Here is a 14,711-nt window from a genome sequence, read left to right as displayed (position 1 = left end):
TCCTTTATTCTTGTGTGCCTTCACTTTTTAACCTCATAGTGTAGTTCAACAAATGGATTGAACTACCGCATATTTATTAATTTCCTTCTTTAAATAACGGAATCCCTTTGCTGAGTAACGTTGGTGCTACTGTTATAGTGAGCTCATCATTTTTCTTGTAAAAAAGAACTCCATAATTTTCCACCTCCAACCATCCAAATATTTTTTCCATCTTCACTTTTAGCTTGTTTACAAAATCAGTTAGGTCACGTCTTTAGTATGTTCGGTAAAAGTTCTTGTAAATACAAAACATTATTTGTCTTTATATGGGAACTCCTTTAAATGTTGGTTCATTACCAAATCGTATGTTCTTTTACCCATTAAAATCGCATCTACCGTGTCATAAAATTCCGAAAAGACATAATCAGCTTCACCTTCGCCATGATAGAGCCATTCAAGAGATTCCTTCTTTGAGCAATATATCCATCTAAACTCGAAGCAATAAATAAGACGGCCTTTCGTTGTTTACTCATAAAATCCGCCTCTATTCTATAAAGAATATTTTAAATTATTCGCTCATCTCTCTTTAGTGCTTTTATTTTAGCTACAATTTCGCTAAGTTTTGATCACATAGGATGTGATTTCTTTAATTATGTTTTTGCCTGCACTTACGAAGATACAGACGTTACAAAAAAGCATAAACAGTGTTATCTTTTGCTTTTAACACCCCATTGACAGCGGTTGTTTTACCGTGAGTAATTAAATTTACGATTTCAATTTCAACAATTTTTTCAGATTCGGTCTGTTTCACTTGCTACAAAACTGCTTTTTTTCTTTGAAAAGAGCGATCACCAACGATTGACCAATGAATGTGACCAGCAGTAAATTCAAAAAAATAATTTAAATCTTTTCGACAAAGGCTAAAATTAAGTCTCGTAATACAATTTTTTTCGGAGCGTTTCCGTATTCGATCGGGCAAATAAATGTGATGTTATCCATTTCAAACTCTCCTCGCTTGATTTGCATAGTTAAGGATTTGTGAAAGACTTTCACTTTCTTTTTTTCTATTGCTTTTCCTATTTGACTATGCTAGTCTTTACATACAACATATTGTGTTCTTATTAAATATAACAACTATATATAGTTTTGAACTGTTGGTGACGTTTTTGCATGATGAGCGAGCAACGTCTGAAAAGGGAACTCGGTGAAAGTCCGAGACTGCCCCCGCAACTGTAAGTGCGGACGAACGGGAATATCCACTGTGTCCATCGTTGACATGGGAAGGACCTTAGTAGAAAGATGCACGAGTCAGGAGACCTGCCAGCATTTCATAGTTTCAGATCTTCGGGGTGGAAGAGTATGAAACGAAAGAATAGCATCGTCTATTTCGATCGTTTTTAACCGTTCATCCAGCCGGGTGGGCGGTTTTTTAATGGTTTTCTTTCGCCCTTAGATCATGAAAATACGTTCAAGAGGAGAGGGAAAATGATAACTCATTTACTAAATTCACAGCAAAAGATAAGTAATCTTATTGATGATTTGAATGAAAAACTTCAACTTGATGTGGAACATTTTAAACAAAAAGTCTTGCAGCAATGTGCGCATGTAACAGACGAGGTGGAAATTGAACAGAACCTGCTTAAGGTTGCGCTAGAGCAAATCGATGAAGCGAACACATCATGGACGTTTATGGCAGCTCGTATTTATCTTCAAAAATTATATCGCGAAGCAGCTAAAAACCGCGGTTATGAACAAAGTGCACGCTATGGAAGCTTTTATAAGCTTATCAACGAGCTCGTTGAAAAAGGAATTTATCATCCTGCATTGTTAGAAAAATATTCAGAGCAAGAAATTGCTCATTTTGAAAAGCAAATCCAGCCTGAACGTGATGAGCTATTTACGTATCCTGCGATTTATACACTTGCAACGAGGTATCTTGCGACAGACCACGAGAAACGAACATATGAACTCCCGCAGGAACGGTGGATGATCATCGCGATGCATCTCATGCAAGATGAGCAAAGAAAATACCGCACAACATACGTACTTGAAGCGTACTGGGCACTAAGCGAGCTGTATATGACCGTTGCGACGCCGACGTTAAATAACGCGGGAAAAACACATGGACAGCTTTCGAGCTGTTTTATCGATACGGTTGACGACAGTTTGCAATCGATTTATGACAGCAATACCGACATTGCAAAGCTTTCGAAAAACGGTGGCGGCATCGGTGTTTATATGGGAAAAATTCGGGCGCGTGGAAGCTCGATTCGTGAGTATAAAGGGATGTCGAGTGGTGTCGTGCCATGGATTAAACAGCTCAACAATACAGCGGTAAGCGTTGATCAGCTAGGAACGAGAAAAGGCGCAATCGCCGTTTATCTCGATGTGTGGCATTTAGACATTGAATATTTCTTAGATTTAAAGCTAAATAACGGCGATGAACGCATGCGGGCGCACGATATTTTTACAGGTGTCTGCATTCCAGATTATTTTATGGAACAAGTCGAAAAACGCGGTGACTGGTATTTATTCGATCCGCACGAAGTACGGCAAGTTATGGGGTTTTCACTCGAAGATGCATATGACGAAAAAATAGGCAGCGGAACGTGGCGAAGATTGTATGCTCAATGCATTCAAAACGAACAGCTTACGAAGAAAAAAGTTCCCGCCATTGAAATAATGAAACGTATATTACGTTCCCAGCTTGAATCGGGCACACCATTTATGTTTTACCGTGATGAAGTGAACCGCCAAAATGTGAATGCTCACGAAGGGATGATTTACTGCTCAAACTTATGTACAGAAATTACGCAAAACCAATCGCCGACACAGTTTATTGAAGAGTTTGTTGAAAATGATGGAACGATTGTAAAAAAATATCGCTCTGGTGATTTTGTCGTTTGTAACTTAAGTTCAATCCATTTAGGGCGAGCAGTGCCTGCTCATGTGTTAGAACGACTGATTTCGATTCAAGTTCGTATGCTCGATAATGTTATAGATTTGAACACGTTACCGATTCAACAAACGAAACTGACGAATCAAAAATATCGTGCGATTGGACTTGGGACGTTTGGGTGGCATCATTTGCTTGCATTGGAAGGCATTCATTGGGAGACGGAAGAAGCGGTCCAGTACGCGGATGAACTATACGAAAAAATTGCGTTTTACACGATAAAGGCGAGCATGGAACTTAGTAAAGAAAAAGGCTCGTATCCATTGTTTAAAGGAAGTAAATGGGAGTCCGGTGAATATTTTGACGAACGCAGTTATGCAGATGAAAAATGGACGAATTTGAAACATCAGGTTCAGAAACATGGCATTCGAAACAGCTACTTAATGGCGGTAGCACCGAATTCATCGACTGCGTTAATTGCTGGTTCAACGGCAAGCATTGATCCTGTTTTCAAGCCGTTTTATTACGAAGAAAAGAAAGACTTTAAAATACCAACAACCGCTCCTGATTTAAACCATCGGACGTACGACGTATATCGCCGTAGTGCCTACATTGTTGACCAGCGCTGGTCCGTAAAGCAAAATGTAGCAAGGCAAAAGCATGTTGATCAAAGCATCTCGTTTAACATTTATGTCCCATATAACATTCGTGCTTCTGTCTTACTCGATTTGCATTTACAAGCGTGGAAAGGACGACTTAAAACGACATATTACGTTCGCTCAACGGCGAATGATATTGAGGAATGCGAATGGTGCCATAGCTGAGATATATGCGGAGAAGGAGGTATTTTGAATGAGAGCATTAGTCAGTTATTTATCGTATAGCGGAAACACAGAGGAAGTCGCTGAATTGATCGGAAAACGTTTATTAGAAGAAGATTTTCATGTAGATTGGTGTGACATCGGAATCGAGCGACCTCACAATCTATCTGTTTACAATTACATTTTTATTGGAACGTTTACTTGGGCAAAGGGGCAAACGCCAGACGAAGTGAAAGACTTCGTGTATGAGATTGGCTATAAACCTGAAAACGTTGCCGTTTTTGGCACAGGGGATACGCAATTTGGCGGAGATGACATGTTTTGTCTCGCCGTTGATAAACTCGCAACATTTTATGAAAGCAAATGGCCTGGCTTGAAGATCGAGCAATCTCCGCGCGGCTCCCAAGAAGCAAAGGTCGGACAATGGGTAGAAGGAGTGCTTTATGATGCAAAAAGTTTTGCTTGAACGAGCGAAAACGCTAGAGCCACGTAATCCGAATAAATCGACACGCTTATTTGGTGGACAATCGAGCGGGATATTAAATTGGAACAATATCACGTACCCGCATTGGTACAAAATGTACAAACGGCTGCTCGGAAACTACTGGCAGGCGGATGAAATTAATATGTCTAGCGATGTGAAACAATTTTCAACATTAACTAAAGCAGAACGAGACGCTTATTTAAAAATTATCGGTTTGTTATCGACGCTAGATGCTCCGCAAACACGGACAGCGTTGCTACTATCCTTATACGCGACCGATCCATCGGTCCAGTCCATTCTTGCTGTCATTGCCCAGCAAGAAGCAGTTCATAACGAAAGCTATTCGTACGTACTTTCATCTGTCGTTTCATTAGACGAACAAAATGAAGCATTTGAATTGGGCAGAAAAGATCCAATTCTACTAAAAAGAAACGAGCAAATTACTGAGCAGTACAATACGTTCGTTGAAGAACCGACGATTGAAAATATTTTAAAAACGATGGTGTATACTGCTTTATTAGAAGGTATGTTTTTTTATTCTGGTTTCGCATTTTTCTACAATTTGGCCCGTCAAAACAAAATGGTTGGAACATCAACGATGGTAAGCTATATTAATCGCGATGAACTAGAGCATGGACGGTTTATTTCTGAACTGTTTCGTGCAACGTTAGCAGAATATCGAGAATATAACAATGAGAAGTTTATTCAATGGATATATGACCATTTTGAGAAATCTGTTTCGCTAGAAAGCGAATGGTCACAGTATGTTCTCGCTGACGTAGAAGGAATCGATTTAAATGAAATGAAAGGTTATATAAAATATCGTGCAAATAAAATGCTAAGGATGATCGGGTTGCACGAAATTTACCAAGAGTACGTTGATAACCCGATGCGCTGGATTCGAGCATATGTTGACAATTTTGACGGTACGAAGACAGACTTCTTCGAGCAAAAAGCACGCAACTACACGAAAACGAGTGATTTAAACGGATTTGATGATTTGTAAGTAGTCAGGGGATCCCGGTTTTGTTGGGGAGTCCCCTGACTGATGTTTTTTAATCACTTAGCTTACCCATATAATCGATGAAGAAGTGAAGGACGATAAGTGGTAAAATGGAACCGAGACTAAGATAAAGAATTGAAAAAAAGAGTCCTATAATCGTTGTTCTTACGACTCCTAGGGTTCCTTGATACGTATGGGCAAGCCCAAATAGCAATGAAACGATCAAGATAACGATCCAAATGGAGAGACTTGGAAACAGGTAAGAAAAGGCGAAGATGAGAAATCCTCGATAAATCACTTCTTCTGTTATTCCTGCTGTTACTGAAACGACATTCCAAAATTTTGCTTCTTTTTTTGTTGTTGGTAATATCAAGTAGAATTCACTCTTGGCTTGTTCTTTTTTCATCGCTTGTGAAAATTTTTCTTTAAATTTATCGCTTACATGATAACGGACGATCGAATATAAAATACTTAAAAAATAAAGTAGTCCAATTGCGATTGCGATATATGTAATAATAGGTCCGAGAGGTTCCGTTTGAATCGTTGGAATCGCAAAGCCAATTTGCTTAAAAGTAAGCTCCGTCAACGATACAATAAGCAAAATAAAAAGCGTCGGCGCCCATAAACTAATGATCGAATTGATGTAGTAGTTCATTCTTTCATTTTTATTTTCACTTACATTTACTTTAAATTTTTTATAGTCAAAATAGCCGATGATCGGTTCATAGACAACCGTGAAAAAAATGATCATCCAAAATGCAATCTCGATGATATCCACCTCCATTTCATAGCATCTAATTTTTCATTTTCTATTGTCACTATCATATTTTACGTTGAGTAAAAAGCATAGAATAATAAGTCCGGTGAGTGGCTCATCCGACTTTTTGATGAAAAGTTACAATGAAGGCTTTTCTTTCATTACGAGGTGCAGGAAGAGATAAACTCAGAAAGAGGCAGGGATAATAAAAACAAAAAAGAATTGGACAACAAAAGGAGAAATTCCTAGATATTCCGCAATTCCTCCGCACACACCGAACAACGCTTTATCGTGTGAAGATTTTGTTAATAGCTTCACGTGTCATCCTCCCTATTAAATTTTCGCAACAAATAACTTCCATCTGATTGTGTTATAACCTTGTGAAGCAGGGATGAGTAATCCAATTGCACAGACGATGAGATAGAGAAATAATGAACTGTTTTCATAAATATATATGATTTGTATGACATTTTAAACTTTATACAATTATTTTACAACGAATGATTGTGAACGACCATTATATTTTTTCGGTATGAGTAAAATGTTTGTGGAAGTATCAAGAATCAGCTCTAAAGGGCACGTAACAGCACCGAAAATGATTAGGTAAAAATTAAAACTAGAAGAAGGAGATCGTGTGGTTTTTATTGAGGATAATGGGAGGCTCATGATTACGAAGGCTAGTATTTTAGCTTTTCGTGAATTACAAAAAGAAATTAGTCAAGAAGCTGAGAAATAAGGGATTACAGAAGATGATTTACAAAAAGAACTAGAACAGATTAGAAAGGACATGTGGAATGAGCGCAAAAAATGAAATGATTCAAATATTCTTATTTCTGCTGTCTTTTCCCATAAGTCTATATCAAGTCAGCTACTTGAATATATCCTTCGGCACCATCAATTAGTTGTTTGCAGTTATTCCATTGCTGAAGTTTCGAGAGTGATGAAAAGATGTGTGAACACTTGGGATCGCTTTTTAACAAGCCTTGACTTTGAATTAACATGCACTTCTTCTGATCATAGGCCATATGTAATTCCCAATATTCGAGACGAAAAGGATATTTCTATAAAGATGAGTCGGATAAGAAAAGGAGAGATGCCAAAGTATTCAGCGATTTCTCCGCATACGCCAAACAGCGACTTGTCTTTCGAAGATTTCATTAATGGTTTCAAAGAATTACCCCCTTACAGCACGTTTTTTGTTCACAATTATTGTGAGCATTGCAACGATGATAAAAACAGGTATCGCATATAATTGTCCAACGAACAGTTTCCAGCTTACTGTATTATATCCTTCGGAAGCCGGGATAAGAATCGTAAAAACACAGGCAATGATGTAAGCCAGCAATGACGGAATGAATGTTTTCATTGAAAAACACTACCTTTCGATTTCTATAAGTTCATAAGCTATTTAATATCCAATTAAAACTTTTCTTTAGCAGTGGCAATTCGTTTTCTACGACATTCCAAACAATTTGATTAGTCTACCCCGAAATAATTATGAATGAGTACTTTCTTTGCATGGTATATCTTTGTGTTTTAACTTTAATTCATTTGAAATTCTTTTTTTTGCTTCACCGATGACTTCCATCTTTCCAATCATTGCATCTTGAACCATTTTTGAACTAAAGTAATCGTCTTTTCTATTTGGTAAATAGTGATTAATGTTCTGTATACATTCCAAAATATGCAAAAGATACATACGATCATTTTTCATAATGGTCTTGCCTCATTTTAAATCTCATCTCTTATGCTATGGTAATTGCATTTTCTGTTACTGCATCAACGTTTTTTCCCATGATAAATCGAATGAGGTCGAATAAGCTTCTATCGTCTTCGAAACTTACGAGTAGATCAATATCACTTTCTTCTCCATCCTCTAATCTTGTAATAGAACCAATAAGTTTTATACTTTTAATTCCATGTTCTTTCGTAATCCTCAAGATTGCTTCACGATTGTCTTTCAATTTCATACTTACGGATATGGGCTCACCTTCAAATTGCTATGTACATTTATTTGACAACGATTTTTATCCATACCCCACTATATATATTCCTTAACTTCTTCGACAAACATCCCGTTTTCCCTTTTCAACATGTTATAATGAACGAAATATCGAAAGATAGAGAGGGACTGACATTGACGTTTCGAGCGAAAGTAGATTCTTTTTTCATCGGATTTATGGCAGTTGCAATCGTAATCATTAGTTCAGTCTATTTATTCCCTTTATATCGGGATTATTCGAAGGGGACGCTCACCAGTTCGACGACGGCTGTCGTTCTCACATTGTTGTTTTTATCGGTCGGATTTTTGCTTTGGGTTACGCTTTTTATAAAATACGAATTTCGTGATGTCTATTTATTCGTGAAAGGCGGGCCGGTTAAAAGCCGAATTCGGTATGAAGACGTAACGAAAGTTTCGCCGTCAACTGATATTCTAACAGGATACCGAATTTTATCGGCGAAGAAAAGCATTGAAATTTTTTACAAAACGAGCGTCTTCGGAAGTGTAAAAATTACACCGCGAGATGAACAAGCTTTTCTGAATGAGTTGAAAAAGCGGTGTCCACATGCGAAATTTCATAGTGCGTATCAATAAGAACTGCTACTTATGAACCGCTGCAGTTCTTTTTTCATTCAAGTGTATAAGTTTTCAGTTTGCAATCGTCTATATTAGTGTCGTCAATTAAATACGCAACGTTCTGTTGCTACTTTGACATTAGCACATCGTGTGCGTCGCACTCTGTCAGGGGGAGGGGAGAGATATTTGGAGCAAGCGTTAATTGAAAAAGTAAAAGCTGGTGACGAGCATGCTTTTCGTGTTCTTGTCGAAACGTACCGCAACTTCGTATTTCATTCTGTCTACGCTGTGCTTCGCAATCAGAAAGACGCTGAAGATGCGACGCAAGAAGTCTTTCTCAAAATTTATCTCTCTCTTCCTCAATACGAGAATCAAGGCTTCAAAACGTGGCTGACGAGAATTGCGGTTAACCATGCGATCGATATGCGGCGAAAAGCGTACCGACAACGCGAGGAAGCGGCAGAAGATTTTCAACTTGACACGAACATGCGCAGTGAAGAAAGTGTCCCAGATCAAGTCGCAAAAAAAGAAATGCAACGAATTGTTCGCAAGCGAATTGATGAGCTGCCAGAAAATTACCGTGACGTCATTTATGGTTTTTATATAGAGGAGAAAACGTACGAACAAATGGCAAAAGAACAAAATGTTAAACGCGAAACAGTGGCAACGAAGCTGCACCGCGCAAGGCTATGGATGAAAAAACGTTGGAAGGAGAGTGATTTTTTATGAGTCATATTAAGTATGAACAATGGGTTGCGTATGTTGTGGATGATGTTGACGAAGCGATGCGCCGAGCGTATGAACAACATTTAAGTGTTTGTGATGAATGTCTTGACCTGTATATGCAGGCGATCGAATCAAATGCCGATATGCTACCGAAGCTCGCAGACGATATTACCGACAAAGTGATGGAAAACGTCAAAAAGCGTACGAAGTCAAAGCAAAACGAGCAAAAAACTCAACCTATTTATCAAAAATCATTCTTCCATTATGTCATTGCTGCAGCGATGACGCTTATTCTCATGTCTTCGGGAATCTTTGGACAATTGACACAAGTGGCGAGTAACATCGAACAAAAAGCAGAGAATCCTAATCCGTCATTAACAGAAGAATTACTTGATAAAACGTTGTCTTTCATACAAGTCATGGAACGAAATAAGGAGGCGAAGTAAGCGTGAGAAATCCAATTATCGCATTTTTGCTCGGTTTTTTTCCGGGTGGAGGCTTGCTTTATTTAGGGAAAATTCGCGGGTTGTTTTATACACTAGTTATTTTTGCAACCCCGATCGGTTCGTTTATCCTCGATCAAATTTTTTATCAGACAGATTTCTTTATTTTTCTCGGGATTGCGGGCGTGTTTCTTATGTACATTGTTAGTCTTGTAGATACAGTCGTCACTGCATCGAAGCACATTCGTACTGAAGGAGGTTCAACCGAGGGTCCTAACGGTGGAACTGTTTCGGGCACTAGCAATTTGGAATCCGAGCGTTTCTTAGCGATCGTGTTATCGCTCGTTCCTGGACTCGGGCATTTTCAACTCGGGTTAATGAATCGCGGCTTGACATTGCTCGTATCCTTTTTCGGCTTAGGCGCGATGATCTTGTTTGTTACCGTCCTTTCAGGTCGAGAAGTATTTTTCGTTTTTCTTGCGATGCTTCCAGTTATTTGGGTCTACGGTTTCTTTGATGTCATGCAACAATTAAACAAAAAACAAAAGGGCGAACCCCTCGTTGATCGCTCGATTTTAGAAGACTTTGAAGCTCGACGCGAAGACGAGAAAAAAAGTAAGCCGATCGCAACGTTCCTTTCGATTTTTCCGGGTGCCGGTCATTTATATCTCGGGTTACAGCGAAGAGGGATTCAACTGATGGCAGCATTTTTATTCTCGATTTACATTTTAGACGTGTTGCATCTTGGAATCTTCTTATTTATCGTTCCGATCATTTGGTTTTATAGCTTTTTCGACGGATTGCAAAAAGCATCACGAATCGGGAAAGAACCGTTGGAAGATACACCGATTATTTCGTATTTAGTCAACAATCAAAAATGGCTCGGTATCGGGCTCATCGCGCTCGGAGCGTACTATTTATTTTCGAGCATCTTTTTGCCCGTATTTAAACCTTTCATCGATGAGTTTTTTAACATCGATGTCGCTTACTGGTTCGATCAATATTTTCAAGTCGCGATCGTCTGTCTGTTGTTAATTGGCGGCGGGATAAAATTATTGCTCGGTAGCAAGAAAAAGGGGGAATCTGAATGAGAACGTGGCGAGTCGGAACGATTTCAATGGGATTGACGCTCATTTTACTAGGCATCTTTCTCGTTTTATCACAATTGCTTAATTGGAAGCCGGCCTATGCGATGACAGGGTGGTGGCCGATTATTTTCATTGTGCTAGGAATCGAGATTTTAATCTATTTATTTTTAGCAAAACAAGAAGATCCGGCAGTAAAATATGATGTGTTTAGCATTTTCTTTGTTGGGTTTCTCGGTTTTGTCGGCATCGGGTTTGTAACCGTTCAAGCGACAGGTATGTTAGATCTTGTTCATAAATGGGTGACTATGGAGATGAAAACGTTAGATTTACCAACGTATGAAACAAAGCTAGATGATAAGATTAAGCGGATTGTCGTAAATACTGGCTTAAATCCTTTAACGATTGAGACAGGGACATCGAGTGAAATCTCAGTTTTCGGAACGTACGTAACAGAAGTTGTGGATGGAAAAGCACCGATTGAAGCGGTTGAAGACTACCTGTTCACAGAAATAAAAGGCGATACGCTTTTTATCACATTAAAGCAAATGCCCGAAATGCTTCATCGGTTTAGCTATCATCATGAACGGAATGCAACGATGATCGTACCGGATCATGTCAAAGTTGACATTAAGGCGAATGATCAACCGTTATATGTAAATTCAAGATCAATGAAAAACGATTGGACGATCGAAAATGCGGCAGAAGTAAATATTCAGCTTGCAAGTGATTTGGACGTTAAGCTAAATGCAGAAAACATAGATGATATGAATGAGCACGACGGATGGAAGATTGTAGGTGGAGCTGAAGATGAAGAACACCATTTTCAATCAGGCACGAGACAATTTGGAAAAGGAACATACGTCATGACTATTTTGAATGCGTCGAATGTTACCGTTATGACGAAGGAATAAAATTAAGTGTGTGTCAACAATCGCATCTCGAAGTGATCGTGGCACATTTTTATTTTAATTATTGACAAATCATTCAACTCAACGACGAGATGTCTGGCATATTGAGCTGTCTTTTTATCCGTCTCAAGGTCCACCACGATGACTTATATAGATTTTTTTAAGTAGAGTTATGAAATGATCATAATTTCCATTCATCATTCCATAGCAGAGAGTTGTTTACTTCACCTTTTTCGTGTAATAGTGATAGGCTTAGCGCTTGAATTTTAAAACCGCAATGGTTTAATTGTAGAGTTTGAGTTTAATGATTCTTGTTGTTTTGCAACGGAGACAACATTTTCGTTTCTTTTTGAATTAATCGATTGATTGAGAATCTTCATAATCTATAGGTGTAACAATTGGCGATTCAATCATATTTTTCTGCTATGCAGCCGATCGATGCAAAAACAAGTGTGAATCCTTTCATTAATTTCAGCATCATTTTCAAGCGATTTCACCCCTTTCTTTCATTAGTCGTGATTACAACATTTATCTGAAGATTTTAAATCTTATTGACGATCATGTGCTGTCCATCTATAATGATAGCGAACTTATAATCGTTTGTTTTTTTGGTATGATGTAAAAAGTAGATTTCGGAAAGACGGGTGAAAATCGGTGAAAAAAGCACGATTGATTTATAATCCGATGGCGGGAAAAGGCAAATTAAAAGCAACGCTTCCACACTTGTTAGAGCGGCTAAACAGAGCGGGATATGAAGCGACAGCCTATGCGACGACAGGTCCAGGAGATGCGACAACGGAAGCAAGTCAAGCGGTAGATGCGGGAGTAGATCTTATTATTGCAGCGGGCGGAGACGGAACGATTAGCGAAGTCATTAACGGAATTGCACCTAAGCCGAAGCGACCAACGTTTGCCATTATACCTGCAGGAACGACGAACGATTTTGCGCGTGCGTTAGGCATACCGAAAAACTATGAAAAAGCAGTCGATGTCATCGTAGACGGCTATCACATTCCGATTGATATTGGCAAAGGAAATGACGAATATTTTATTTATCTTGCTGGAGGTGGTCGAATTACGAATTTATCGCACGAAACGCCAAGCAAATTGAAAAAAGTAATCGGGCGCCCGGCTTATTTTTTACAAGGCGCGAGAATGCTCCCGCAAATTAGACATGAACAGCTCGTTCGAATTGAATACGACGATGAAGTTTTTGAAGGCGACATTCTACTATTTTTTATTGCAAATACGAACTCGATTGCGGGTTTTGAAAAATTGACACCCGATGCGATTATTAACGATGGCAAATTTGATCTTTTAATCGTGAAAAAATTAACCGTCTCTAATTTCATTCGTCTTTTATTGCTTGCTGTTCGCGGTGCGCATTTGAAAAGTCGCCAATTGATTTATACGAAAGCGAGTCGCATTAAAGTTGAAACGAAAGCCGATATGGTTTTAAACTTAGATGGAGAACACGGTGGACATTTTCCGCGTGAATTTATTAATTTACGACAGCATATGAGAATGTTTGTACCGAAGCAATATTACGAGAAGAATCAGCAAATGCTAAGCAAAACGCAAGAAGACAGTAGAACGTGAATTCATACATAAAGGATGACATCTAGATTGGTACCCGTACAAAAAAACGACATCATTGAAGTTAAATTTGAAGATCTAACCCATGACGGCTCAGGTGTGGCAAAAATCGATGGCTATACACTGTTTGTTCCATTTGGGCTCCCAGGCGAACGTGCAAACGTGAAAGTTTTAAAAACGAAAAAAAATTACGGCTACGGAAAACTGCTTGACGTGATTACGGAAAGTGAATTTCGTGTGACACCTGAATGTCTGATTTACGACCGTTGTGGTGGCTGTCAATTGCAACATATGAGTGATGAAGGGCAATTGCTGTATAAACACAAACAAGTGAAAGACGCTCTCGTTCGCATCGGTCATCTTAACGACGTTACTGTTCATCCTGTCATTGGTATGGACAACCCGTGGCGTTATCGGAATAAAGCGCAAGTGCCAGTCGGCGAAGAAAACGGCTCGCTCATTACAGGCTTTTACCAAAAAGGCAGCCATCGCATCGTTCCTATGGAAGAATGTCTCATACAAGAAGAAGCTAACGACACCGTCGTTCGTGTCGTCAGAGATCTTGCTTCACAACTAGGTATTCGCGCCTATGACGAAAAGAATCATCACGGCGTCATTCGACACATCATTGCGAAATATGGCAGAAAAACAGACGAAGTGATGGTCGTTATCATTACGAGAATGAAAGATTTTCCACATAAAAAACAACTCATTGAACAAATCGTTGAGCACATCCCGAACGTCAAATCGATCGTTCATAACGTCAACCCGAAGCGGACGAACGTGATTTTTGGTGATGAAACAAACGTCATTTGGGGTGAACCGTACATTTATGACTACATTGGCGACATTAAATTCGCCATATCCGCACGATCCTTCTATCAAGTGAATCCGATCCAAACGAAAGTGCTTTATGATAAAGCGTTAGAGTACGCTCAACTTACAGGCAACGAAACCGTCATCGACGCTTATTGTGGCATCGGAACCATTTCGCTGTTTTTAGCACGACAAGCAAAGAAAGTGTACGGAGTCGAAGTCGTCGGCCAAGCGATCGCTGATGCCAAACGTAACGCCAGATTAAACGGCATTGAAAACGCCGAATTTTTCGTAGGCGAAGCCGAAAAAGTCATCCCTTGGTGGTACCAACAAGGCATCCAAGCCGACGTCATCGTCGTCGACCCACCACGAAAAGGCTGCGACGAAGCCCTACTCAACACGATCATCGACATGAAACCTAAACGTGTCGTCTACGTCTCTTGCAACCCAGCGACATTGGCTAGAGACTTACGCATTTTAGAAGACGGCGGATTTGAGACGAAAGAAGTCCAGCCAGTCGATATGTTTCCGCAGACGGGGCATGTGGAGTTGGTAGCATTGATGTCTAGGGTAAATGAATAAGAACTGATGAAGTGTTGATAAAATAAGGTTTTCC

The 14,711-nt window shown here is 39.3% G+C and carries 18 protein-coding genes and 1 riboswitch; of the genes, 10 read left to right on the top strand and 8 right to left on the bottom strand.

Annotation, left to right across the window (positions count from 1 at the left end):
- Positions 1–664 precede the first annotated feature (664 nt).
- A complete protein-coding gene (locus tag ABU914_RS05170; RefSeq protein ID WP_379668663.1) occupies positions 665–790 on the bottom strand; it encodes a hypothetical protein in 126 nt (41 codons plus the stop codon).
- Between the two features lie 327 nt (positions 791–1,117).
- Positions 1,118–1,318: riboswitch (cobalamin riboswitch) on the top strand.
- Positions 1,319–1,464: 146 nt separating this feature from the next.
- Here ABU914_RS05170 and ABU914_RS05165 point away from each other — a divergent pair.
- Genes ABU914_RS05165 through ABU914_RS05155 form a run of 3 tightly spaced genes read left to right on the top strand, consistent with a single transcriptional unit; the run spans position 1,465 to position 5,186 of the window.
- The gene (locus tag ABU914_RS05165) at positions 1,465–3,699 is read left to right on the top strand and encodes a ribonucleoside-diphosphate reductase subunit alpha (protein ID WP_379668662.1); all 2,235 of its coding nucleotides are present in this window, start codon (positions 1,465–1,467) and stop codon (positions 3,697–3,699) included.
- A gap of 28 nt (positions 3,700–3,727) precedes the next feature.
- Positions 3,728–4,162 (top strand): flavodoxin, encoded by a 435-nt coding sequence (locus ABU914_RS05160; protein ID WP_379668661.1) that lies wholly within the window; start codon positions 3,728–3,730, stop codon positions 4,160–4,162.
- On the top strand, positions 4,143–5,186 hold the full coding sequence (locus tag ABU914_RS05155; protein ID WP_379668660.1) for a ribonucleotide-diphosphate reductase subunit beta: 1,044 nt from the start codon (positions 4,143–4,145) through the stop codon (positions 5,184–5,186). The genes ABU914_RS05160 and ABU914_RS05155 overlap by 20 nt, the downstream gene beginning before the upstream one ends.
- A 49-nt stretch (positions 5,187–5,235) precedes the next feature.
- Here the strand turns inward: ABU914_RS05155 and ABU914_RS05150 are convergent, their stop codons facing one another.
- The 7 genes from ABU914_RS05150 to ABU914_RS05120 all read right to left on the bottom strand — a co-directional run bounded on the left by ABU914_RS05150 (position 5,236) and on the right by ABU914_RS05120 (position 7,904).
- Positions 5,236–5,967 (bottom strand): CPBP family intramembrane glutamic endopeptidase, encoded by a 732-nt coding sequence (locus tag ABU914_RS05150; protein ID WP_379668659.1) that lies wholly within the window; start codon positions 5,965–5,967, stop codon positions 5,236–5,238.
- Between the two features lie 159 nt (positions 5,968–6,126).
- Positions 6,127–6,258, bottom strand: coding sequence for a PspC domain-containing protein (locus ABU914_RS05145; RefSeq protein WP_379668658.1), 132 nt, complete (start codon positions 6,256–6,258; stop codon positions 6,127–6,129).
- A 15-nt stretch (positions 6,259–6,273) separates the two neighbouring features.
- Positions 6,274–6,390, bottom strand: a complete 117-nt coding sequence (locus ABU914_RS05140) for a DUF4017 family protein (RefSeq protein WP_379668695.1) — start codon at positions 6,388–6,390, stop codon at positions 6,274–6,276.
- A gap of 564 nt (positions 6,391–6,954) precedes the next feature.
- On the bottom strand, positions 6,955–7,098 hold the full coding sequence (locus ABU914_RS05135; RefSeq protein ID WP_379668694.1) for a PspC domain-containing protein: 144 nt from the start codon (positions 7,096–7,098) through the stop codon (positions 6,955–6,957).
- 16 nt (positions 7,099–7,114) lie between these two features.
- Complete coding sequence (locus tag ABU914_RS05130; protein ID WP_379668657.1) at positions 7,115–7,306, bottom strand: DUF4017 family protein; 192 nt, start codon at positions 7,304–7,306, stop codon at positions 7,115–7,117.
- A gap of 129 nt (positions 7,307–7,435) precedes the next feature.
- A complete protein-coding gene (locus ABU914_RS05125; RefSeq protein ID WP_379668656.1) occupies positions 7,436–7,654 on the bottom strand; it encodes a HepT-like ribonuclease domain-containing protein in 219 nt (72 codons plus the stop codon).
- A 31-nt stretch (positions 7,655–7,685) separates the two neighbouring features.
- Positions 7,686–7,904: a nucleotidyltransferase family protein gene (locus tag ABU914_RS05120; protein WP_379668655.1), complete on the bottom strand. Its 219-nt coding sequence runs from the start codon at positions 7,902–7,904 to the stop codon at positions 7,686–7,688.
- Positions 7,905–8,077: 173 nt separating this feature from the next.
- Between ABU914_RS05120 and ABU914_RS05115 the strand changes: the two genes are divergently transcribed.
- The 7 genes from ABU914_RS05115 (at position 8,078) to rlmD (ending at position 14,677) form a co-directional block, all read left to right on the top strand.
- The gene (locus ABU914_RS05115) at positions 8,078–8,536 is read left to right on the top strand and encodes a PH domain-containing protein (RefSeq protein ID WP_379668654.1); all 459 of its coding nucleotides are present in this window, start codon (positions 8,078–8,080) and stop codon (positions 8,534–8,536) included.
- Between the two features lie 168 nt (positions 8,537–8,704).
- A complete protein-coding gene (locus ABU914_RS05110; protein WP_379668653.1) occupies positions 8,705–9,247 on the top strand; it encodes an RNA polymerase sigma factor in 543 nt (180 codons plus the stop codon).
- Positions 9,244–9,690 (top strand): anti-sigma factor family protein, encoded by a 447-nt coding sequence (locus ABU914_RS05105; protein WP_379668652.1) that lies wholly within the window; start codon positions 9,244–9,246, stop codon positions 9,688–9,690. The genes ABU914_RS05110 and ABU914_RS05105 overlap by 4 nt, the downstream gene beginning before the upstream one ends.
- Before the next feature lie 2 nt (positions 9,691–9,692).
- Positions 9,693–10,778 carry a hypothetical protein gene (locus ABU914_RS05100; RefSeq protein ID WP_379668651.1) on the top strand — a complete coding sequence of 362 codons (1,086 nt, stop codon included), beginning with the start codon at positions 9,693–9,695 and terminating at the stop codon, positions 10,776–10,778.
- The gene (locus ABU914_RS05095; protein WP_379668650.1) at positions 10,775–11,686 is read left to right on the top strand and encodes a hypothetical protein; all 912 of its coding nucleotides are present in this window, start codon (positions 10,775–10,777) and stop codon (positions 11,684–11,686) included. Before ABU914_RS05100 ends, ABU914_RS05095 begins: the two co-directional genes overlap by 4 nt.
- A gap of 651 nt (positions 11,687–12,337) precedes the next feature.
- Complete coding sequence (locus tag ABU914_RS05090) at positions 12,338–13,282, top strand: diacylglycerol kinase (RefSeq protein WP_379668649.1); 945 nt, start codon at positions 12,338–12,340, stop codon at positions 13,280–13,282.
- 15 nt (positions 13,283–13,297) lie between these two features.
- On the top strand, positions 13,298–14,677 hold the full coding sequence (rlmD, locus tag ABU914_RS05085) for a 23S rRNA (uracil(1939)-C(5))-methyltransferase RlmD (protein WP_379668648.1): 1,380 nt from the start codon (positions 13,298–13,300) through the stop codon (positions 14,675–14,677).
- The last annotated feature ends 34 nt before the right edge of the window (positions 14,678–14,711 follow it).

It is taken from the genome of Pueribacillus sp. YX66 (genome assembly GCF_041725775.1).
GTDB lineage: Bacteria > Bacillota > Bacilli > Bacillales > UBA6769 > Pueribacillus.
The sequence above is the reverse complement of the archived record's forward strand: the minus strand, read 5'-3'. Positions and strand labels throughout refer to the sequence as shown.

Excerpts from the sequence above, each read along its gene's own strand:
- ABU914_RS05165 (WP_379668662.1), top strand. The coding sequence starts at position 1,465 with ATGATAACTCATTTACTAAATTCACAGCAAAAGATAAGTAATCTTATT.
- ABU914_RS05160 (WP_379668661.1), top strand. The coding sequence starts at position 3,728 with ATGAGAGCATTAGTCAGTTATTTATCGTATAGCGGAAACACAGAGGAA.
- ABU914_RS05155 (WP_379668660.1), top strand. The coding sequence starts at position 4,143 with ATGCAAAAAGTTTTGCTTGAACGAGCGAAAACGCTAGAGCCACGTAAT.
- ABU914_RS05150 (WP_379668659.1), bottom strand. The coding sequence starts at position 5,967 with ATGGAGGTGGATATCATCGAGATTGCATTTTGGATGATCATTTTTTTC.
- ABU914_RS05135 (WP_379668694.1), bottom strand. The coding sequence starts at position 7,098 with ATGAAATCTTCGAAAGACAAGTCGCTGTTTGGCGTATGCGGAGAAATC.
- ABU914_RS05130 (WP_379668657.1), bottom strand. The coding sequence starts at position 7,306 with ATGAAAACATTCATTCCGTCATTGCTGGCTTACATCATTGCCTGTGTT.
- ABU914_RS05125 (WP_379668656.1), bottom strand. The coding sequence starts at position 7,654 with ATGAAAAATGATCGTATGTATCTTTTGCATATTTTGGAATGTATACAG.
- ABU914_RS05105 (WP_379668652.1), top strand. The coding sequence starts at position 9,244 with ATGAGTCATATTAAGTATGAACAATGGGTTGCGTATGTTGTGGATGAT.
- ABU914_RS05095 (WP_379668650.1), top strand. The coding sequence starts at position 10,775 with ATGAGAACGTGGCGAGTCGGAACGATTTCAATGGGATTGACGCTCATT.
- rlmD (WP_379668648.1), top strand. The coding sequence starts at position 13,298 with ATGACATCTAGATTGGTACCCGTACAAAAAAACGACATCATTGAAGTT.